We start from the raw sequence: 22415 nt of genomic DNA on the forward strand, positions 1-22415 counted from the left end.
TCAATGAAAAACTTCCCTCATTTCTTTGTTAATAAACCTATTTTTGCCATCGTGATTTCTGTACTGATTTTAATTTTAGGCGTGTTATCGCTGTTTAAATTACCATTAAGTGAATATCCAGCAATTACCCCTCCAACGGTTCAGGTCATGGCAAGTTACCCCGGTGCAAATCCAGAAGTGATAGCAGAAACCGTTGCAGCTCCGTTAGAACAAGAAGTCAATGGGGTTGAAAATATGCTGTACATGAGTTCCCAAACAGCCGCCGATGGAAAAATGATTCTTACAGTAACCTTTAAACAAGGTACAGACCCTGATTTAGCACAAATTCAGGTTCAAAATAGAGTTTCTCGTGCTTTACCTCGGTTACCTCAGGAAGTTCAACGTATAGGTGTCATCACAGAAAAAACATCTCCAGATGTTTTGATGGTGGTAAATTTACGATCCAGTAAAAATCATGATCCAGTTTACTTGGCAAATTATGCACTTTTAAATATTCGTGATGAGCTTGCACGTTTATCTGGTGTCAGTAATGTGGTTATTACAGGTGCTGGAGAATATGCCATGCGGATCTGGATTGATCCACAAAAACTGGCCTATAGAAATTTAACTGCAAATGATGTGGTCAAGTCTATTCGTGAACAAAATATTCAGGTTGCTGCAGGTTCCATTGGCCAACAGCCAGATACCTCTTCAGCCTATCAAATCACAGTAAATACACTCGGAAGACTGACCACTGAACAGCAGTTTAAAGATATCGTTATAAAAGTAGGTGAGTCTGGACAAATCACACGTTTAGGAGATATTGCACAGATAGAACTTGGTTCGGATTCTTATACTTTACGTGCACTGCATGACGGTAATCCTACCGCAGCGATGCAGATATTTACAGCACCTGGAGCGAATGCACTCGAAGTGTCGAGTAAAGTCCGCCAAAAAATGGCAAGTCTGCAACAGCATTTCCCTGAGGGAGTTGAATATAAGATTCCTTATGACCCAAACCTTTTTGTCAAAGCTTCTCTTAAATCCGTTCTTGCCACCTTGTTAGAAGCGATTGCGTTAGTCGTTATCGTTGTTATTTTATTTTTACAAACATGGCGTGCTTCCATCATCCCTTTAATTGCAGTACCTGTCTCATTAATAGGTACATTTGCAGTAATGTATTATCTGGGTTTCTCATTGAATACATTGACCTTATTTGGTCTAGTACTTTCAATCGGAATAGTGGTTGATGATGCAATTGTTGTTGTTGAGAATGTCGAGCGGCATATTGCTCTAGGAGAAGAACCGAAAGAAGCCGCACGTAAAGCGATGACAGAGGTTACAGGTCCAATTATCGCGATTACAGCTGTGTTATCAGCAGTATTTATTCCATCTGCTTTTCTTACTGGACTGCAAGGTGAGTTTTATAGGCAGTTTGCATTAACGATTGCGATCTCGACAATATTATCTGCTCTTAATTCGTTAACACTTTCACCAGCCTTAGCTGGAATATTATTAAAAGCACATGGTAAAGATATTAAAAAAAGTCGTTTTACCTATATTACAGACAAATTATCTGGTGGATTCTTTAAGAGCTTCAATAATATCTTTGATATTGCCTCTGAAAAATATGTGAAGATCATACAAAAAGGTATACGTTTCAGTACCATTTTATTTGTTTTATATACAGGTTTTCTGGCATTAACCTGGTTAGGCTTCAATAAAGTTCCTGCAGGATTTGTACCAGCGCAGGATAAGTATTATCTGGTTGGTATTGCCCAATTGCCGTCAGGGGCCTCTTTGGATCGAACCGAAGTAGTGGTGAGAAAAATGACCGAAATAGCTTTGAAAGAACCTGGTGTGGAAAGTGTTATGGCTTTCCCTGGATATACCCCAAATGGTCCTGTAAATGTCCCGAACTCGGCTGTTCTTTTTGCTATGCTAGATCCGTTTGAAGATCGAAAAGATCCTTCACTTTCAGCAAATGCCATTGCTAATCGCTTGATGGCGAAATTCAGCCAGATTCCTGATGGTTTTGCAGGAATATTTCCACCGCCGCCAGTTCCAGGCCTTGGTTCAATGGGTGGTTTTAAATTACAGATAGAAGATCGTGCTGGTTTAGGCTTTGAAACCTTAGCAAAAGTACAAGCTGAAATTATGGCAAAAGCATCTAAAGCCCCAGAACTTGCTGGAATGTTAGCGAGTTTTCAATCAAATGCTCCACAAATTGAGGTAGAGATCGATCGGGTTAAAGCAAAATCTCAAGGCATTGTATTAACAGATATCTTTGAAACACTACAAATTAATTTAGGTTCTTTATATGTTAATGATTTTAACCGGTTTGGCCGTACTTATCGGGTAGTTGCACAAGCAGACTCACCTTTTCGTATGCAACCCGAAAGTATTAATTTATTGAAAGTAAGGAATTTAGCAGGTGAAATGATTCCACTTTCGACTTTTGTCACGATCACCCGTAGTTCAGGGCCTGATCGCGTCATGCATTATAATCGTTTTCCATCAGCGGATATCAGTGGTAGTGCTGCACCAGGCTATTCATCTGGACAAGCAACAGATGCAATAGAAAAAATTGTTCAGGAGACCTTACCTCAGGGTATGGACTATGAATGGACAGATCTGGTATATCAGGAGAAAAATATAGGAAATACAGCCATATGGGTCTTTTTGCTGGCAGTAATATTGGCGTTCCTATTTTTGGCAGCTCAATATAACAGTTGGTCGATGCCATTTGCTGTTCTTCTGATCGCGCCAATGGCACTTTTATCTGCAATTGTTGGCGTATGGATAGCAGGCGGTGATAATAATATTTTCACTCAAATAGGATTTGTGGTACTGGTTGGTTTAGCAGCTAAAAACGCCATTTTAATTGTTGAGTTTGCACGAGCCAAAGAACAAGTAGGAGCAAGCCCTACAGAGGCAGTGTTAGAGGCAGCCCGCTTAAGATTACGGCCTATTTTAATGACTTCAATCGCATTTATTGCGGGTGTATTACCGCTGGTCTTGGCAACAGGTGCAGGTGCTGAAATGCGACAAGCTATGGGGGTTGCTGTTTTCTCTGGAATGTTAGGTGTAACTCTGTTTGGCTTAATCTTTACGCCAGTCTTCTATGTCACCATCCGCAACTTTATTGTTCATAGAGAAAAAAATCTCTCATCTAGACGGGAGACTTTGAAATGAAAAAACTAATTAGTCCTCTACATAATCTTCAACATTTCTTTATGGCAAAAATGGGGAGTGTCATAGTGCTGGCCTTACTCGCAGGTTGCACTATGATACCACCTTATGAAAAGCCTCCAGTTACAGTACCGTCGCACTATCCAACTGGTGAAGCTTATCCTGTGAAGGATTATGCGAGCACAAAAACAGGCGCTATGAATGATATTGGCTGGCGTAACTTCTATCAAGATTCTGTTCTACAGCAACTGATCGTGCATGGCTTAAAAAACAATCATGATATGAAAGTTGCAACCTTAAATGTTGAAGCAATTCAGGCCCAATATCGAATTCGTCGAGCCGATATTTTCCCCAATTTAAATATTTCAATGGAATTTAGCAGACAGCACTTACCTACTGATATAGCTCATATTCCACGTTTATATCAGTTAGGAGGGACGACTATAGCCTGGGAAGTAGATTTATGGGGAAGAGTGCGTAGTCTTAAAGATCAAGCTTTGCATCATTATTTTGCCTCTAAAGAAAACCAAATTGCTTCTCAATTAAGCTTGATCTCTACTATTGCTACTACTTATCTTATTTACAAAGCTGATCAGGAATGTTTAAATCTGGCGCGTTCAACTTTGGCGACACAACAACAAAGCTATGAGTTAATTCAGAAAATGTTGAATGCTGGACAAGCAACTCGGTTTGATTTACGTCAGTCCGAAATGGCTTTGCGTACAGCACAAACCCATTATTTAAAATTCTTACGCCTTGTAGCGCAAGATCGTAATGCACTGATTTTATTAATTGGTTCTCCGCCAACACAAAATTTATTAGACCAATTAGAACAGACAACGTCTTTCTCAGATAACATTATCATGCATGATCTTGCTGTCGCTCTACCATCTGAACTTTTAAAACGACGCCCCGATATCCGAGCCGCAGAGCATAGGCTACTCGCGGCCAATGCAAATATTGGCGCTGCTCGTGCTGCTTTCTTCCCATCGATTACACTCACGGGCTCTGCCGGTACAGCAAGCTCAAGTCTAGATCAACTTTTCTCTGCAGGAACAGGTGCCTGGAGCTTTATACCAAAGATTAATATTCCTGTTTTTAATGCTGGCTTGAATCAATCCCACCTTGATCGTTCTTATATTATGAAAAAAGTTGAGGTAGCACATTATGATCAGACGATCCAGCAAGCTTTCCGTGAGGTTGCAGATGGCTTGGCCGGGAAAAAAACACTAGAGGAACAAATCGAAGCACAGCATCAAATGGTTGAGGCCAGTCAAGATGCATATCGTTTAGCAAATTTACGCTTCAAAGCTGGTGAAGATAATTATTTAGCTGTACTGGACTCACAAAGAAGTCTATATGAGGCTCAACAAGTCTTAATACAAACTCGTTTAGAGCGTTCACATAATTTAATTCGTCTTTACAAGGCATTAGGAGGTGGCTGGCAGGAAAATATGAAGACTTTAAAATAAAGTAACTCGAAAGTGACTGATAGATCGACCATTCATACACCCAGCGAATGGCCGATCACCATACACATTTTATTTATGAGAAGAATCGGGCTTGTAGGGTAGAGGCTGTCGCAAAAATCTTTTGATATCCTTGTGGCAAAATCCGTTGCAAGATATCAACTGCTTTTGCATCTGCACCAATCAATAAACGACGTTTATTTTTGCGCACGGCTGTCAGGATTTGTTTTGCTGCCTCATCGGCAGAGGTTCTCAGTATTTTGTCAAAAGCAGCCTGACTGTTTGCTGGGTCTAACCCTAAAATTTCAACACTATTATTAATACGGGCAGCTTTAACAATATTGGTGCGAATCCCGCCGGGATGCACACACGTTGCACTGACACCTGAACCTTGTATATCCAGTTCTTGCCGTAAAGATTCGGTAAAGCCACGAACTGCGAACTTACTGGCATTATAAGCACTTTGTGTTGGTTGCGCTGTCAAACCAAACATGCTGGAAATATTGATGATATGACCGTCACCACTCTGTTTCAGGTAAGGTAGGAACTCTTTGGTGCCATAAACCACACCCCAGAAATTAATCCCGATCAGCCATTCAAGATCATCATAGCTAACACCTTCCGCGGTACTGCCCATAGCCACACCCGCATTATTAAAGATCAGGTTGACCTGCTGATGCTGTTCAGCAATCTTTTTAGCCCAATTTGCCATTTCTTGTCGATTGGCTACATCGACCACCTGTGTGCTGACTTTGACTGGATATGTTTTTAATAGATTCTGTGTCTTGGCTAGACCCAGTTCATTTACATCAGATAAAGCCAGATGGCAGCCTTGTTTTGCCAACGCAACCGCAAGTGCTTGACCAATCCCTGAACCAGCGCCTGTAATGGCTGCGACCTTGTTATGAAATGTTTTCATTTAAACTGCCATTTGTTGTTCTAAAAGTTGTGGCTGAACATGAGTATGATCTGACTTTGCGACCTGATGATAATTTTCCAGATCGAAACGACGGGTACGCTGACGATATTCCAATGTGAAGCCGGGCCAGTTATTGGTATTTTTTCCTGTCGCAGTTTGATACCAGCTGGTGCAACCTTGTGACCACATGGTTGATTTCATGCGCTCCTGAATTTCCTGATTAAACTGTGTCTGGATTTCAGCCTTAATATCTGTAAAGCAAAGCTGATTGCGAATATGTGCCTGAATTGCATCCAGAATATAGTTCACCTGACTTTCAATCATATAGACGATTGAGTTATGACCAAGATTGGTGTTCGGGCCATACAACATAAAGAAATTCGGGAAGCCATTCACGGTTAAGCCCAAATAAGCTTCAGCACCATCGGCCCATTGGTCTTTTAATTTTTTACCTTTGAGTCCTGTGATTTGCATCGGTGCCATAAACTCGGTTGCGGCAAATCCTGTTCCATAAATAATGGTATCTACTTCGCGTAATTTGCCATCTTTATCGACAATACCATTTTCAGTGACTTCCTGAATTGCGGTATTGATGACCTCAACATTAGGACGAATCAGACTACGGTACCAATGATTTGAAATCAAAATTCGTTTACAGCCAATCGGATAATCAGGCATCAGACGATGACGAAAATGCGGATCTTTAACTTCTTCACGGATATGTCGCTGGAAAATATATTCAGCTAATGGAATCTCATTTAAGGTTGCGGTAAAGCTTTTGAGGCGAATCTCGTTATAGCTATATTGAAATACGCGATCAAGGCTTTGCAAAATGGGAAGTTTTTGAAATGCTTTTCGTTCCAGTTTTGAATATACACGGTCTGGTTTTGGAATAACGTAAGGAGCAGAACGTTGATAAATATCTAAATGCGCCACTTGCTTGACGATCTCTGGTACAAACTGGATCGCACTGGCACCTGTCCCAATGACTGCGACACGCTTATTATTCAGGTCATCGTCATGATCCCAGCGCGCCGAATGGAAAGCTTTGCCTTTGAAATTGTCCAGACCTTTAATTTTCGGATACGCAGGGCGGTTGAGCTGACCAACCGCGGCAATTAGAAATTCCGCCTCAAATTTTTCTCCAGTTAAACTCTGGATATGCCAAACGCCTTGAGTCGCATCAAAATCAGCGCTGGCAATTTCAGTATTAAACTGGATATGCGGGTACAGTTGATATTTTTCTGTGCAATGTTTTAAGTATTGATGAATTTCCTGTGATGAGCCATAACGGTTTTTCCAACCCAGTTCCTGCTCAAAAGAAAAGGAATACAGATGAGAAGGCACGTCACAGGCTGCACCGGGATAGGTATTGTCACGCCAGACACCACCGACATCATTGGCTTTTTCAAATAAGGTAAATTGTTCAAATCCAGCAAGTTTGAGCTGAATAGCCAGACCTAATCCGCCAAAGCCTGTGCCGATAATGGCGATACGAATATTCTTATTTGAAGATAATTGTTGTTTCAACATAACTGACTCAAGTGAAAATTATCATGTATTACATGCAGAATAATCGTTTCATGCATTGATTTAGAGGATGGATGAGGACAAAATATTGTGATTAGCGGACATGGAGAAGACGCTTGAAATACTTATGGACCTATGAACGAAGTATCCATAGTGTTCGCCTGATGGCTGATTTTGCCGCAGAGTTCGGGGTCAGCCATCACCAGATTCTGAAAGGAACAGGCTTAGAACAACAGCAATTGCTTGATCCCAATACACTGGTGACAGGCCAGCAAGAATTACAACTGATCCGCAATCTGGTAGAAAAATTCGGACAACGGCCTTTGCTAGGGCTGGAAATCGGAACACGTTATCACTTTACGACTTTTGGCTCTTTAGGACTGGCTTTGATCAGTAGTGCCAATATTCGTGAAGCTTTGAACTTTGCATTGGCCTATTTTCCCTTATCCTTTGCTTTTAGCCAGTTTGTGGTATCGGAACAAGCCGAGACCCAGAGTGTTCTAATTGAAATTGTGGTAGATGAAGGGATTCCAAAAACGTTATGGCCATTTATTATTGAACGAGATGTGGCCGCACTCATTACCGTGCAACGCGATTTGATGCGGGCTCATCTCTGCCAAAAAGTAGTATTTTCTTTTCCGCTTCGGGGAGAAATGCAGCCTTATACCGCGTTATTTGGCGTTACCCCAGAATTTGGCGGATTAAAAAACCTTATTGTCCTAAACGCAGAAAAAATAGATCAGAAGTTGAGTATGGCCAATGAACTGGTGTTACATGCTGCAGAAGAACAATGTCGACAGACGCTGGATAAACGACAATCACAAAAGAAATATACCCATCAGGTTCAGCAAGTATTGATGAATAATAAAGGGCAAATCCCGTCTATGGAGGACGTTGCGGATCGATTGCACTTAAATTCACGTACCTTGCGCCGTTATTTGTCCCAAGAGCAGGTGACATTTCTCCAGATCAGGGAAGAGGTTCGAAAAATTCTTGCAGACTATTATTTGTCTTTAACCCAAACCTCCATTGAGCAAATTTCTGAATGGTTAGGCTATGCAGAGCCTGCCAGTTTCATTCATGCCTACAAACGCTGGTATGGCAACACCCCGCATGCAAACCGATTAAAAAATAAAGTATAGAAATTTACAGTGTATTGATCTATAAAAGTAGTTGGTTGTTTTTTCAGCCTGCTGAATGGAATCAGTTTAGATTTAAATCTGGATAACAAAAATATTTTTATGCATCATTTTTAATAAAACGGTCAATCTATGCTTTTAGAACACGATTTAAGTCCATCGGAGTTTACGCTTTTTTCCGAAATACTTTGGAAATTAGGCGCGCAAAAAGGACAGGAAAGCTTACGCGAAACGATCATTGCAGATATTGCGACCTTGTTACGTGCTGATTTTGCAGCATCTTATATATGGGATGCTAAACATCATTTATCCAGAAAAGGCATCATGTGGCAAATTGATCCCAAAGCCATCACGGAATATGACCAAATCTGGCAATATAATGATCCGATCACAACCCAACTTCGACAGCGACAACATCCAACCTTTGTTCATGAAATCATTTCTCTTTCCGCGCTCAAGAAAACCGATTATTACAATGAGTTTTTAAAACCTTATGGTTTGTATCATGGTCTGAATGTTTATTTTGTTCGAAATGGTATGGATATCGGAGACCTACGCATTTGGCGTGCCAAAGATTCAACCATGTTCAGTGAGCGGGAGAAAAGAATCCTTAATTTACTGGAATCTTATCTGACCCAAGCCTTAGCAATGGATTTATCCACTCAGTATTGTTTAACTCCACGCGAGCAGGAGGTTGCAACGTTAGTGGCGAAAGGATTAAGCGATAAGTACGTTGCCAATTTACTGGATATTGGCTTCACCACGGTCAGGACGCATCTTAAAAACGCCATGCAAAAAATGGGTTGCCATAATCGTACCGAAATGGCGAGGCTCATCTATTGTTAATTCATTCCTCAATTTTGAGGATATCCCCGGAATTTACAACTGTACTAAATTAGCAAAACAATTACTTAAATGGATTTTAAGTCACTATGCTAAACATGAATGAAAAAGTAAATTCGGATCAAATTATTCACCTGAATAAAGCCACCATTGGCGAAATTACCCGTCTGGTACAAGAGCGGAAAGTCACTTGCGAACAACTCGTCCACCACTATTTTGACAACATTGAAAAGCAGCAAGCCTTAAATGCTTTTATTCAGACGGATAAAGCAGCAGCTATTCGGCAAGCACAATTTTGGGATCAATCTATCCGTGAGGGCCATGCTTGTCCTGCCTTGATCGGGGTCTTGCTTGCCGTAAAGGATAATATTCATGTCGCAGGTTTTTCTAATACAGCGGGAACACCAGCCTTGGCAGATTTCAGACCCAAAACCACAGCACCAGTGATTCAGGCCCTGATTGATCAAGGGGCGATTATTGTTGGTAAAGCTCATATGCATGAATTGGCATTTGGTGTGACAGGTTATAACACCGCCATGCATATTGACGGTGTGATTGGCACGCGTAATGCGGTTAATCCTTCACATATTGCAGGCGGTTCTTCTTCTGGCAGTGCCGTTGCAGTTGCCGCAGGAATGGTGCCAATTGCCATCGGAACCGATACAGGTGCATCTGTCCGATTACCGAGTGCCTTAAATGGTTGTGTTGGATTCCGTCCAACGGTTGGACGCTATGCTCAAGCAGATATCACCCCGATTTCGCATACACGTGATACAGCAGGGCCTATAGCGCATTGTATGGCTGATATTATTTTGATTGATCAGTTAATTGCACCATCAACTCAGCCTATTGCATTGCCTGCACGACCGATCAGACTCGGAATCAATGCCTATTTTTGGGAGAATCTGGATGAAGATGTCCACGAACAGGCACATACAGCACTGCAACTGTTAAAAACCGCGGCTATCGAAATTATTCCCGTGGATATGCTAGATTTGGCTCAGCTCAACCAGAATATTTCATTTCCTTTGGTGATTTATGAAGGTAAATATGACCTGATTGAGTATTTGAAACATCATGAGATTGAGATGAGTTTTGAAGCTCTAGTCGAGCAGATTTCCAGTCCAGATGTAAAACATATTTTTCAACAAAATATATTACCTGAAATGATCATGGACGAAACGGAGCAATCTGTACCCGTTCAACCCTTGTATCAAAAGGCGATTCAGGAAGCTCAACCACAACTGCTAGCGCTCTATCAAACAACCTTTGAGAATCATCAACTTGATGCTTTGATTTTTCCAACCTCGCCGATTGTGGCACCGCTTGCGGATGAGCAGGTTAGCTCCATTGAACTTTTCCAAAGACTGATTCGTAATACCGATCCGGGCAGTAATATTGGCTTGCCGGGGCTTAGTTTACCCATTGGTCGAGGGAAAAAATCACAACTTCCTGTGGCACTGGAAATCGATGGCTTACCTCATACGGACCAGCAACTTCTGGCAATTGGACAAGCGCTGGAACAGATTTTTAGCAGCTTAAATAATCGCTAACATAACTTCATTTTCAGTACATCGCCCGTTTAATTGAAGACGGGTTTTATATTACTGAAAATAAGCAATGATAGCATTGTGGCTCAATCGATAAGTGAAACGGATACAAATTGAAATGGCAAATACACAGGTGCAAAACTAGTATTAGACTGACTTTATAAAAAAATTGGTTTAATTTTATCTTATGTTTTTAAAGAAAATTTTAGGTATATGTATTTTAAGTAGCCTATTTGCAATCAGTGGCTGTCAAAAAAACCAGCAACATTCCAAAGAAAAAACTGAAGATGTGAATCAATCTAGTTTAAAACTGGATGCAGCACAGATGATGACGCACTTACATGCTTTTGAACAAATTGCCAAACAGCATGGTGGCAATCGTGCAGTGGGCACACAAGGCGGCTTAGCAAGTGCAGATTACATTTTAGATCAAGCCAAGAAAGCAGGTTTTAGTACAGAGGTTCAGACTTTCGAAAATCGTGAAAAGACCAAAGGCCAGAATATTATTGTGGAGATTCCGGGAGAGTCAAAACAAAATATTATTTTACTGGGGGCGCATTATGACTCGGTCAAAATGGGACCTGGCATAAATGACAATGCTTCTGGTGTCGCCTTATTACTTGAGTTGATGACACAATTGTCGACTCAAAAAATAAAGCCTAAACATACTATTTATCTGGCGTTTTGGGATTCAGAAGAAGTGGGAATCGCAGGCTCTCAAGCTTATGTGGAAAAACTGACTGCCGAGCAATTAAAAGCGATTAAAGCCTATATCAACTTGGATATGGTTGGCACCAAAGACCCTGAAATCTTGATTGCAGATGGGGATAAATCATCTGTAGACGAGATGGAAAAAATGTTAAAAGAACGTGGCATGCAGGAGCAGGACTATAAGCCTTTACTCGATGGTTTACGCAGTCTTCCAAGCCATAGAGGTGACTTAGCCTTAGAGAATACGCTCAAAGAATTTTTTAAAACTAAAAATCTAAAAATTAAAGAAGATGTCTCCACCTTAACCGCAAGTGATACGGCTCCGTTTTTAGGTAAAATTCCAGTGACTGCTGTCATCTTGTTTAATGAACAAATGAAAGGAGACGAGCTTGAGTTCGCACCGTGCTATCACAAAGCATGTGACACCATTGAACAAGTTGATCCAAAGTCAATGCAACTGGCAGCTGATGCCGTCATTCATTTATTAAAATCACTCGATAAAAATTAAATTTGAGCGTGTTGTACGCAACAAAAAAGGAAATCGCGTGATTTCCTTTTTTATATAAATCTTCGTATTTCTATTTAAGCTTGGCTTGTCGCTGAGCGATATACTTTTCATTAAAGAAGCCACCAAAAGGAATAAACGCCAGAATAAATAATCGGAGCAATTCAGCTTTTGACCATACCGCAGCCGTGCTGATCAAATTCCACAAATAGAAAAGAAATGCTACGCCGTGGATTGGCCCCATAATTTTGGTGGCAACAGGCAGGTCAAATGCGTATTTAACAGGAATCGCAACGGCAAATAGAAGTAATAAAGTCACAGCCTCAAGAATGGAAGCCAAACGTAAACGTTGCAATTTTTGGGTGGTAGCACTCATAACATCGTCTCAGGAGATTAATAAAACCATAAAAATGACTGAAGCATACCATCTTTATCGCTCATCACCTTGAGAGACTGGGTAACAGAATTGAAAGATAAGTATATTTAAGCAATTAACTGTATTGAGCTAAGTGATAAATTTTAAGCGGACTGGTTGATATCCTTATTTTTATACAATAAATTTCAATACCTTATGTAAATTTCTAGTATGCAAACCTGATTCATAAAATTCTTTCATAGATTGATGCTATGCAACTTGTTGCATAAAAATGTTTGTCCCGATATGATCAGGTGAAGTCAAAATCAGGCGTTGATGATTTAAATGGCTTGATGAGCGTATTGAAATAAAAATTTATCTTAAAAAGGGCATATTTCATGTCAAACATTCCAGAAGTACTCAAGCACTTAAGACTTCCTGTTATAGGATCTCCATTATTTATCATTAGCACACCTCAACTGGTGCTTGCTCAATGTAAAGCTGGAATCGTTGGCTCAATGCCTGCGCTAAATGCACGTCCAGCAGAAAAGCTGGAGGAATGGTTAAAAGAGATTACAGACGGAATTGCAGAACATAATGCCTTACACCCAGACCGTCCCGCAGCGCCATTTGCGATTAACCAGATTGTGCATAAAAGTAATAATCGTCTCGAACATGACATGGAACTGATTGTTAAATACAAAGTTCCGATTGTGATTACCTCTTTGGGCGCTCGAACTGAAATTAATGATGCAACGCATAGTTATGGTGGCGTAGTCTTGCATGATGTGATTAATAATCGCTTTGCCCAAAAAGCCATAGAAAAAGGTGCTGATGGCTTAATTGCAGTAGCCGCAGGTGCAGGTGGACATGCAGGCGTAAAGAGCCCATTTCCATTAATTCAGGAAATCCGAGAATGGTTTGATGGGCCTTTAGCTTTATCTGGAGCAATTTCTACAGGGGATGCGATTTTGGCAGCGCAAGCGATGGGTGCTGATTTTGGTTATATTGGCTCTGCATTTATCGCAACTCATGAAGCCAATGCAACGGATGCTTATAAACAGGCCATCGTTGATCATAATTCAGATGAAATTGTCTATTCCAACTTATTTACTGGCGTACATGGCAACTATTTAGCACCAAGTATTCGTGCAGCAGGGCTTGATCCAGCCAATTTGCCCGAAGGTAATTTGAAGGACATGGATTTTAGTACTTCCAGTGAAGATGGCACACAGCATAAAGTGAAAGCGTGGCGAGACATCTGGGGATGTGGGCAAGGCCTAAATGCGGTGAAATCAACCACATCTGTTGCCGAGCTGGTTGATCGTCTTGAAAGAGAATATCGTGCAGCTAGACAACGTTTAATGCTAAATAACATTTGATAAAAAAGAGCTAAAAGTAATACTTTTAGCTCTTTTCAAAACCAGATTATTTTTTCACGATTAATGCCAACTTGCCGACATGTTGACCCTGATTTAAAAGTTCATGGGCCTGACGAGCCTGTTCCAAATCAAAAGATTGATAAAGCAAAGGTTTGATTTGTCCTTTGGAAATTAAAGGCCAAACTTTTTCCTGCAAAGCAGACATCACTTCCGCTTTGGCTTCGGATGATTGTGAGCGTAAAGTTGCGCCTGTATGTGTCAGGCGTTTTGCTAACATCGGAAAAATATTAAGATTCTGCGCGAGACCTTTTAATACACCAATTTGTAAAATGGTGCCATTCATCGCGGCAACTTCATAATTTCGCTGAATATAATCACCTGCAATAATGTCCAGTACGAAGTCTACGCCTTTACCATCGGTATGTTTCTTGACTTCTTCAACAAAGTCTTTTTCGTGATAATTAATAGCAACATCCGCACCAAGTTCCAGACTGGCTTTTTGATGTGCTTCACTAGAAACCGTAGTAAAAATTTGTGTGGCGCCAAATGCTCGGGTCAACATGGTTGCCGTCGTGCCAATACCAGAAGTACCACCATGAATTAAAATCGAACTATTCGGGCGAAATTTAGCGTGCTGGAACAAGTGCGACCAAACTGTCATAAAGGTCTCAAGTAAAATACCGCCTTCCACCAAAGTCAGTCCTTCGGGAATAAAAAGAACATTATCTTGATGAGCGACAACGTATTCAGCATAGCCACCGCCAGGGACGAGGGCGCATACTTCATCACCCTCTTTAAATTTGCTGACAGATTTTCCCACCTGTTTCACAATGCCTGAAACTTCCAGTCCCGGAATATCAGTCACCCCAGGCGGAGGTGCATATAAACCCTGACGTTGCATCACATCTGGGCCATTGATACCAGCGGCAACCACTTCGATTAATATTCCTTCATCACTCAATTCCGGCATTGGTCTTTCACTGACCGTAATGACTTCGGGGCCACCCGCACCGTTAAACGTAATACATTTCATGAGACTGTACCTTATTCGATATTTTATAAATTTGCGTAAAATCGCAGTGGTAGAATGAGAATAGAAAACTGCCACTGCATAGCGTTCAATTAAACATTAGACTTTTTCTTGCCTAATGTGACGGCGAGTGCCAGTTCCATAAATTTGCCAAACGGGGCATGTAACAGGCTTGGAAAATTCCAGCGTCCTTGATTAAAAACACCTTTGGCATGACTCATAGAGCGGAAACCTTCGATGCCATGATAAGCGCCCATACCGCTTGGCCCGACACCGCCAAATGGCAAGTCATCTTGAGCAACATGAATGATGGTATTGTTGATACCGACATTGCCTGATGTGGTTCGTCTCAGCAGTTTTTTACAGTCCGCATCTTTTTCACCAAAATAATATAGGGCGAGTGGGCGATCCCGCTGATTAATATAGTCAATCACTTCATCGATATGACGATAGGTTCTTACGGGTAGTATTGGCCCAAAGATTTCTTCTTGCATAATGGCATCATCGTCCCGTGCACCAACCACCAAAGTAGGGGCTAGGGTACGAATACGCTCCGAAGCTGATTCGGGTTTTGTTCCCATTTCAAGCACACGGGCGCCTCGCTTACGTGCTTCATCCAGCAAGCCTTGCAAACGTGCATAGTGACGTTCACTGACGATAGAACTGTAATCCTGACAATCTGGCCCATCTGGATAGAAACGTGTCACCGTCTCATTGAATTGCTGGATAAAGTCTTCCAGATCATCTTCATGGATTAGTGCATAATCAGGTGCAACACATGTCTGTCCACTATTGGACAGTTTTCCATAGGCAATACTGGTCATGGTTCGACGATTTACATGTCCGCGGGCGACAATCACCGGACTTTTACCACCGAGCTCAAGCGTCAGCGGGACAAGGTGATCACTAGCAGCCTTCATCACTTTACGACCGACAGGGGTACTGCCTGTAAATAATAAATGATCGAAAGGCAAGGCACTGAAAGCAGCTCCAACTTCAGGCCCACCTAAAATCACGGCAACCTCCTCAATAGGAAAAGTTGCTGTAAGCATACGGTGCATCACATCACTGGTACGTGGTGTCAGTTCTGAAGGTTTAAGCATGGCCCGATTACCCGCTGCCAATGCAGTCGCAAGCGGGATAAGGGTCAATGAAATAGGATAGTTCCAAGGTGACATCACGCCAATGATGCCTTTGGGCTGATATTCCACATGGGCTTTTGCAGCTCGATAAAACAGGCTGACATGACGGCGTTCAGCCTTCATGAATCGGCGTAAATGACGTGAGAGATAATCAATCGACTGTACAATCCCAACCAGTTCCATAACATCCGTTTCGTGTGCCGAACGATGTCCAAAATCTTCACTGACTGCGGTTTGTAATTCAGTACGATAGGCAAGCACAGCGGCGCGGAGCTTCGCCAGATTGGCTTTGCGTTGTGCCAGACTTGGCGGTTCCGCGGCCAGAAAAGCCTGACGTTGCTGTTTCAATATTTCAGATGCATTGTTCACATGACTGATATCGTTAAATGTGTTCATCTTCAACCTCATGAATTTTGGCAGACAGCCTGCCGACATGTGGATATTGGCTACACTTAGAGCTGTTGAAACGCTAGGCCTGCATGCTTGGTCAAACGTTGAATAAACCGATCATCAAACATGCTTGCAGGTGTCCAGAAACCACCAGCACGGCCCGTTTTTTTAGTTTCTTTAACATGATCAATTGCAAGACTTAAGACAGCTTGTCCCAACATTTTTCCAGTAGAGCCATAGCCTGGATCACGATCACCTGTGACTTTGATTTTGAGGGTTTGACCTGCTTCGGTTTTGCCGACAAAACGTAAATCAAAACGTCCTGTACGCTGCTGTTCTGGGGTAGGGCCTTCGCCTGGTTTTGGCAACATATAACGTTCCATCAGCTGGCTCACAGGTTTACTGACTGCGGCGAGCATGAAGACACCTAAGCCAGAAACCACGCCTAAGGCTTTGAAACGTCCTTTTAAACCTTCGCCAGTTAAAATGGCTTCGTTATAGCTAAAGTTGCTGCCATAGGCATTGCCTGACAACGCGTTGGAACGATGCACAACACGTTCATTGACTGCTGCCATCACAAATGGCGCAATCCATGCATTAAAATCTGAATCGAATTTCGCAGTTTTAATATAAATTTGGCGTTGGCTATTGCCATGATCAGGCGGGCAAAGCACATAAGGATTGACCAGATCTTTACGTAGTGCAGGATCAGCAGCAGCTTCTTGAATTACATTAATAAGACTCGCAACTGTGCCACCCGACGCACCACCTTTTAAGGTCTTGACCCGCATGCTGACTTGCGTTGCAGGTGCATTGAACTGTTTTTGAGCCTGTTGCTGTAAGTAATAAACCCCCATATCTGATGGAACTGAATCAAAACCACAACAATGCACAATGCGTGCGCCTGATTGCTGGGCTTGAGATTCGTATTTCTCGATCATTTTTTTGATCCATTGGGTTTCACCTGTCAGATCACAATAATCTGTACCGTTGGTCACACAGGCCTGAATTAATGGTTCGCCATATAAAGCGTAAGGGCCAACCGTTGAAACCACCACACGCGTCTGTGCGCACAATGCGTTTAGCTCAGCTTGCTTGCTCGCATCGGCGATCAGGATCGGTAAAGATTCTCCCAAAGTACCTAAACTACTTTTAAGGTCTTGTAGTTTTTGTTGAGAGCGGCCCGCAATGGCCCAGCTCAGTTGTTCCTGTTGGGTCGAAAAATATTCTGCCAGATATCGGGTCAGAATTTGCCCAACAAAACTGGTGGCACCGAATACAACAAGATCATAATTGGTTTGTGTCATTGTTTATTTTCCTTCATTTTAAGTGGTTTGATATTTAAAGTGGTTTCGGTAAATTGAGCACAACCTGAGCATCTTCTACCACATCCAGACGAAGAATTCTGGATACTCCCAGCTCATCCAGTAACTGGCTTAAAGGCCCGCCATGACGAAGCAACTTGACCTTTTTCGGTAATAATTGCTGTGCCAATGAAAGGGGATTAGATTGCACCAGTGTTTGATGCCATTTGCCATCAACTTGATGCAGCATCGTCGCTTCAGTCATTCGAGATTCAGATTTCACATGCTGTAAAGCAGGTGTCACTGCGGTCAGGCTTAAATCGATCTTGCCTGTGGTATCCATCAAATTTGCATTAATTTGATCGGGATGAATCTCGACATTAATTTTGGTGAGCCATTTCGGCAATTGATAGCCATATACGCCACGAACGCGTGCGATCTCGGTATCGACCGGCAATGCCAATACATGGGCATAAAAATGACGTTGTCGAATCGAATTGGCCAGCTCTAAAACATGTGAGCCATGCGCCTCTGGTTTACGCACAACAATTGCAACCGAGACTTCGTTATACGGATCATTATCACAAACAGAATAGCGGAAGAAGGTTAATGCCACCAAGCCATAACCAGGCAACGCGCGTAAAGGTTGCAAAGGCACAGGTAGCTTTTTCTTGAGTAATTTCAATGGTGCCAACATCAGTACTTGCACGTTACTGCTACGATAATAAAAATTTGGTGCCCAGACAGGGCCAACTCTCGATTCGACTAGCTTCTTTGGAATCTTACGGAAAAAATCGATATTTCCAGCAGCAGGATCCTGAGCAACTTCATCAAGGTTCGGGTTCATTCTAAAACGGTCATAGTAGCCACCTTTAGGAACGCTAACCTTTTGTTGTCCAAACTCAATTTCAGTAAACTGTTTATTGCTGTTCATATTGGTTAACCTTTAATTGATCAAATTATTCAAAATGCCTGTATAAGAATCTATGCATTTGTCATCTGAGATCACTATAAGATTAAAGCTAACTTTAAAGTCAAGCCCTAAAATTTCTGTTTTGAAAAACAGGCGCTGTATTCGTTGAAAGTATGTAAACAGAATAGACAATCAAATATTTTTAAATCTTTAATAAAACATTGAATTTCAATAGCTCATCTTCGATTTTGTCTTTTATTTCTAAATTATAAAATTACATTTTTATTATCAGAATGGGACTAAACCCGTTGACCTTAAAGTGAACTTTAATCTTAGTATAGAGTGGCTATCCATACAGATAGTTTTAAAAATAATGTGATTTTACCGACATGAATTACAACATAGATCATGACTCGACAGTGTATATCTTACACAGGAGAAACAAAGATGGCGTACGTTACGACAAAAGATGGTGTAGAAATTTTTTATAAGGACTGGGGTCCACGAGATGCACAAGTCCTCTTTTTCCATCATGGCTGGCCACTGAGCTCAGATGATTGGGATGCCCAGTTACTCTTTTTCTTAAACGAAGGTTTCCGTGTCGTCGCACATGATCGTCGTGGGCATGGTCGTTCCAGTCAGGTTTGGGATGGACATGATATGGATCATTATGCTGATGATGTCGCTGCGGTAGTACAACATCTCGGGATTAAGAATGCCATTCATATTGGGCATTCAACAGGAGGTGGGGAAGTAGCACATTATATCGCGCGTCATGGCGAAGAAAATGTTGCCAAAGCCGTGCTGGTGAGCGCAGTGCCACCGATTATGGTGAAAACGCCAAATAATCCTGACGGCTTACCGAAAGAAGTGTTTGATGACCTGCAAAACCAGTTATTCAAGAATAGATCGCAATTTTATTACGATTTGCCTGCTGGTCCTTTCTATGGTTTTAATCGTCCTGATGCAAAACCATCTGAACCTGTGATCTGGAACTGGTGGCGACAAGGCATGATGGGCGGTGCCAAAGCACATTACGATGGCATCGTGGCTTTTTCCCAAACCGATTTTACTGAAGATTTGAAAAAGATTTCAGTGCCTGTGCTGGTGATGCATGGCGATGATGATCAGGTGGTTCCTTATGAAAATTCGGGCGCATTGTCAGCCAAGCTAGTGCAAAACGGTACTTTAAAAACGTATAAAGGTTTCTCACATGGAATGCTCACCGTAAACGCGGATGTGATTAATCCAGATTTACTGGCATTTATCCGCCAATAATCCATTTTACTCAACACAATCAAAATAGAGGCCTGCATGCCTCTATTTTTTTATTACCTAATTAACTGAATCTAAAAATATTTATAAAAAATATATTATTCCATTTGATAAAACTATTGACATTAAAGTTAGCTTTAATCTTAAAGTAAATCCATACTCAATGAGGTCACAAAAATGAAAGTATTTGAAAAACTGGTTTTCCCGAATGGTTCTGATATTCCCAACCGCATTGCAAAAGCGGCAATGGAAGAAAATATGGCAGATATTAATCATGCGCCGTCGGAAGAACTGATGCGTTTATATCAGGCATGGGCGGATGGTGGCGTCGGTTTAATCATTACTGGTAATGTGATGGTCGATCGCCGTGCAATGACAGGGCCTGGCGGTGTAGTACTTGAAGATGAACAGCATCTGGATACCTTTAAGCGCTGGGCACAAATCGGTCGATCTAAAGGCGCACAAGTCTGGTTGCAGATCAATCATCCAGGGCGTCAGATGCAATCCAATTTAGGTCAGGATACTTGGGCACCTTCAGCCGTTGCACTAGATTTGGGCAAAATGTCAGATCGTTTTAATACGCCAATTGAAATGAATCAGGACATGATTCAGGAAGTGATAGACCGCTTTGCCAATACTGCACGTCTAGGAGAGAAAGCTGGCTTTACAGGTGTTGAAATCCACGCAGCGCATGGTTATTTACTCAGCCAGTTCCTTTCACCACTCAGCAATAAACGTCAGGATCAGTGGGGCGGTTCTCTGGAAAATCGGGCACGTATCCTGATCGAAATAGTTAAAGCAGTACGTGCTGTGGTTTCTGAGACATTTACTGTTGCAGTAAAACTCAATTCAGCAGATTTCCAGCGCGGTGGTTTTAGTGCGGAAGATGCACAGCAAGTGGTGCAGATGCTAAATGGATTAGCGGTGGATCTGGTCGAGCTGTCTGGTGGTAGCTATGAAGCACCTGCCATGCAAGGACAAGCACGCGATGGTCGTACCTTGGCACGTGAAGCTTATTTTCTGGAATTTGCTCAGGAGATCCGCAAAGTAGCCAAAATGCCAGTGATGGTAACGGGGGGAATTCGCCGTAAACAGGTGGCGGAGCAAGTGATTGAAAGTGGTGTTGATATGGTCGGGATTGCGACTGCGTTGGCAATCGAACCAAATTTACCTCATCAATGGCAGCAAGGGCAGAACACGGCGCCTGAATTACAGCCCATCCAATGGAAAAACAAAACGCTGGCTTCTTTGGCAAATATGGCCACAGTGAAATTTCAGTTGCGTAAATTGAGCCTTGGAAAGCACCCGAATCCAAAAGTTTCTCCACTTTGGGCACTGATTCTGCAACAAGCTGCGATGGCACGCCGTACCCGTCTTTATAAAAACCAGATGCGTCATTATGCCTAAGCATATTAAACAGCAGCAGAGCTTCTAAACTTTTTATAGTTTGAATCATGAAGCGACAGCCAATGGCAGCACATCTGTCATTGGCTTTTTTTATTGATAGCTTTTTTGCAATCTAGGATCAAACAATTAGACATCAACCGAATGTTCTACAATCCTACGCAAGCGAATAAGATGGGTACTTAGTCTTAAAACTAAAAAGAAATAATTGACCAAAGACGAGAATTTTGTATTTTTAAAACGACAAACATTTTAGTGCAAATAAAAAAACACCCGCTTTCAAGCTGAAAATGGGTGTGGGTCATGCCATAAACTTACTTTTTATGCTTGCTGACCTGATCCAGCGCAGGATAAGGAACCGGCATATTCAGGGCTAATTGAGCATCTTTGACCACATCGAGACGTAAGATCTTATCCGCACCTAAATCATTCAGAAGTTTCGTCAATGGCCCGCCACTACGCACCAGTTGTACGTCCTTTGGAAATAACTTTTGTCCAAATGCCAATGTATTTGACTCTACAGAAGTGCTGTGCCATTTACCGTCAACCAGTTGATACATGGTCTTGGTTTCAATTCTTGATTGTGGCTTCACCGTTTTAATTTTTGGCAAAGCTGCAGTCAGACTTAAATCAGGTTGACCATCTGTATTAAAAATCTGGGCCTGTAGTTTTTGACTACCGATATTCAGATCAATCGGTGTGAGCCATTTCGGTAACTGGTAGCCATAAACACCACGGACACGGGCAATTTCCGTATCGACAGGTAAAGCCAGTACATAACCATAATATTTATGCTTGCGCATTGAGCTTAATAATTCAGTGCTATTGAAATGATGTGCACCAGGCTGACGAACCACAATGGCAACAGAAACTTCATCATATGGATCGACATCCCCAACAGCATAGGAAAAGAAGGTTAGCGAAACTAAACCATAACCAGGGAAAGGTTGTAAGGGCTCAAGCGGCGCGGGTAACTTGGTTTTTAATTTTGCGATGGGAGCAAGCATCAACAACTGGACATTGCTGGTACGGTAATAGAAATTTGGTGACCAGACCTTACCCACGCGTGTATCCACCAGCTTTTTAGGAATAGTACGGAAATAATCAATATTTCCTGCGGCTGGATCTTTTGCCACTTCATCTAAATCAGGATTCATACGAAAACGATCGTAATAACCACCTTTAGGCACATTGACTTTATAAGGCCCAAATTCAACAACAGTGGTTTGCGCTATGTTCTGTGAGGTATGGATTTGATTTGCGAGCTGATTGGGCTCAGTTGCATAAGTCGCAGTGCTGAGCAATACACTTGCTGCTATTGCCGAGATTGAACGACTTAAATGACGTTGATTGAAGTTCATGAGATTCCTCCTGTTAACCTTT

17 protein-coding genes are annotated in these 22415 nt (G+C 41.9%); 9 read left to right on the plus strand and 8 right to left on the minus strand.

The features are described 5' to 3' along the window. The first annotated feature begins 3 nt into the window (after positions 1 to 3). Positions 4 to 3174 carry an efflux RND transporter permease subunit gene (locus tag EC846_RS04045; protein ID WP_123774277.1) on the plus strand — a complete coding sequence of 1057 codons (3171 nt, stop codon included), beginning with the start codon at positions 4 to 6 and terminating at the stop codon, positions 3172 to 3174. Beyond that, on the plus strand, positions 3171 to 4643 hold the full coding sequence (locus EC846_RS04050; protein ID WP_123774278.1) for an efflux transporter outer membrane subunit: 1473 nt from the start codon (positions 3171 to 3173) through the stop codon (positions 4641 to 4643). The genes EC846_RS04045 and EC846_RS04050 overlap by 4 nt, the downstream gene beginning before the upstream one ends. Before the next feature lie 73 nt (positions 4644 to 4716). Here the strand turns inward: EC846_RS04050 and EC846_RS04055 are convergent, their stop codons facing one another. Together EC846_RS04055 and EC846_RS04060 are read right to left on the minus strand one after the other, a co-directional pair. Continuing rightward, entirely contained in the window at positions 4717 to 5559 is an 843-nt protein-coding gene (locus EC846_RS04055; protein WP_123774279.1) for an SDR family NAD(P)-dependent oxidoreductase, read from the minus strand. After that, positions 5560 to 7092, minus strand: a complete 1533-nt coding sequence (locus tag EC846_RS04060) for a flavin-containing monooxygenase (RefSeq protein WP_123774280.1) — start codon at positions 7090 to 7092, stop codon at positions 5560 to 5562. Positions 7093 to 7205: 113 nt separating this feature from the next. Between EC846_RS04060 and EC846_RS04065 the strand changes: the two genes are divergently transcribed. The 4 genes from EC846_RS04065 (at position 7206) to EC846_RS04080 (ending at position 11840) form a co-directional block, all read left to right on the plus strand. Next, a complete protein-coding gene (locus EC846_RS04065) occupies positions 7206 to 8231 on the plus strand; it encodes an AraC family transcriptional regulator (protein ID WP_123774281.1) in 1026 nt (341 codons plus the stop codon). A gap of 129 nt (positions 8232 to 8360) precedes the next feature. Then, positions 8361 to 9074: a response regulator transcription factor gene (locus tag EC846_RS04070; protein ID WP_123774282.1), complete on the plus strand. Its 714-nt coding sequence runs from the start codon at positions 8361 to 8363 to the stop codon at positions 9072 to 9074. 86 nt (positions 9075 to 9160) lie between these two features. Then, positions 9161 to 10624: an indoleacetamide hydrolase gene (gene iaaH, locus EC846_RS04075; protein WP_123774283.1), complete on the plus strand. Its 1464-nt coding sequence runs from the start codon at positions 9161 to 9163 to the stop codon at positions 10622 to 10624. A gap of 184 nt (positions 10625 to 10808) precedes the next feature. Further along, a complete protein-coding gene (locus EC846_RS04080) occupies positions 10809 to 11840 on the plus strand; it encodes a M20/M25/M40 family metallo-hydrolase (protein WP_123774284.1) in 1032 nt (343 codons plus the stop codon). A 70-nt stretch (positions 11841 to 11910) separates the two neighbouring features. Here the strand turns inward: EC846_RS04080 and EC846_RS04085 are convergent, their stop codons facing one another. Then, positions 11911 to 12213: a DUF3817 domain-containing protein gene (locus EC846_RS04085; protein WP_004772263.1), complete on the minus strand. Its 303-nt coding sequence runs from the start codon at positions 12211 to 12213 to the stop codon at positions 11911 to 11913. A 377-nt stretch (positions 12214 to 12590) separates the two neighbouring features. Here EC846_RS04085 and EC846_RS04090 point away from each other — a divergent pair, with 377 nt between their 5' ends. Continuing rightward, positions 12591 to 13574 carry an NAD(P)H-dependent flavin oxidoreductase gene (locus EC846_RS04090; protein WP_123774285.1) on the plus strand — a complete coding sequence of 328 codons (984 nt, stop codon included), beginning with the start codon at positions 12591 to 12593 and terminating at the stop codon, positions 13572 to 13574. A 46-nt stretch (positions 13575 to 13620) separates the two neighbouring features. On the opposite strand, the gene EC846_RS04095 is transcribed toward EC846_RS04090, so the two are convergent. From EC846_RS04095 to EC846_RS04110, 4 genes are all read right to left on the minus strand, one after another. Continuing rightward, on the minus strand, positions 13621 to 14607 hold the full coding sequence (locus EC846_RS04095) for an NAD(P)H-quinone oxidoreductase (RefSeq protein WP_123774286.1): 987 nt from the start codon (positions 14605 to 14607) through the stop codon (positions 13621 to 13623). An 89-nt stretch (positions 14608 to 14696) separates the two neighbouring features. Next, entirely contained in the window at positions 14697 to 16142 is a 1446-nt protein-coding gene (locus EC846_RS04100) for a coniferyl aldehyde dehydrogenase (protein WP_123774287.1), read from the minus strand. Positions 16143 to 16198: 56 nt separating this feature from the next. Further along, the gene (locus EC846_RS04105; RefSeq protein ID WP_123774288.1) at positions 16199 to 17443 is read right to left on the minus strand and encodes a saccharopine dehydrogenase family protein; all 1245 of its coding nucleotides are present in this window, start codon (positions 17441 to 17443) and stop codon (positions 16199 to 16201) included. A 34-nt stretch (positions 17444 to 17477) separates the two neighbouring features. Further along, entirely contained in the window at positions 17478 to 18374 is an 897-nt protein-coding gene (locus EC846_RS04110; RefSeq protein ID WP_123774289.1) for an acetoacetate decarboxylase family protein, read from the minus strand. Positions 18375 to 18800: 426 nt separating this feature from the next. Between EC846_RS04110 and EC846_RS04115 the strand changes: the two genes are divergently transcribed. Beyond that, positions 18801 to 19631: an alpha/beta fold hydrolase gene (locus tag EC846_RS04115; RefSeq protein WP_032869652.1), complete on the plus strand. Its 831-nt coding sequence runs from the start codon at positions 18801 to 18803 to the stop codon at positions 19629 to 19631. Between the two features lie 174 nt (positions 19632 to 19805). Next, positions 19806 to 21035 carry an NADH:flavin oxidoreductase/NADH oxidase family protein gene (locus EC846_RS04120; RefSeq protein WP_123774290.1) on the plus strand — a complete coding sequence of 410 codons (1230 nt, stop codon included), beginning with the start codon at positions 19806 to 19808 and terminating at the stop codon, positions 21033 to 21035. Positions 21036 to 21346: 311 nt separating this feature from the next. Here EC846_RS04120 and EC846_RS04125 read toward each other — a convergent pair whose 3' ends face one another. Further along, positions 21347 to 22393: an acetoacetate decarboxylase gene (locus tag EC846_RS04125; protein WP_123774291.1), complete on the minus strand. Its 1047-nt coding sequence runs from the start codon at positions 22391 to 22393 to the stop codon at positions 21347 to 21349. Positions 22394 to 22415: the final 22 nt, after the last annotated feature.

The sequence above is a fragment of the Acinetobacter sp. BIGb0102 genome (assembly GCF_003815055.1).
Lineage (GTDB): Bacteria > Pseudomonadota > Gammaproteobacteria > Pseudomonadales > Moraxellaceae > Acinetobacter > Acinetobacter vivianii.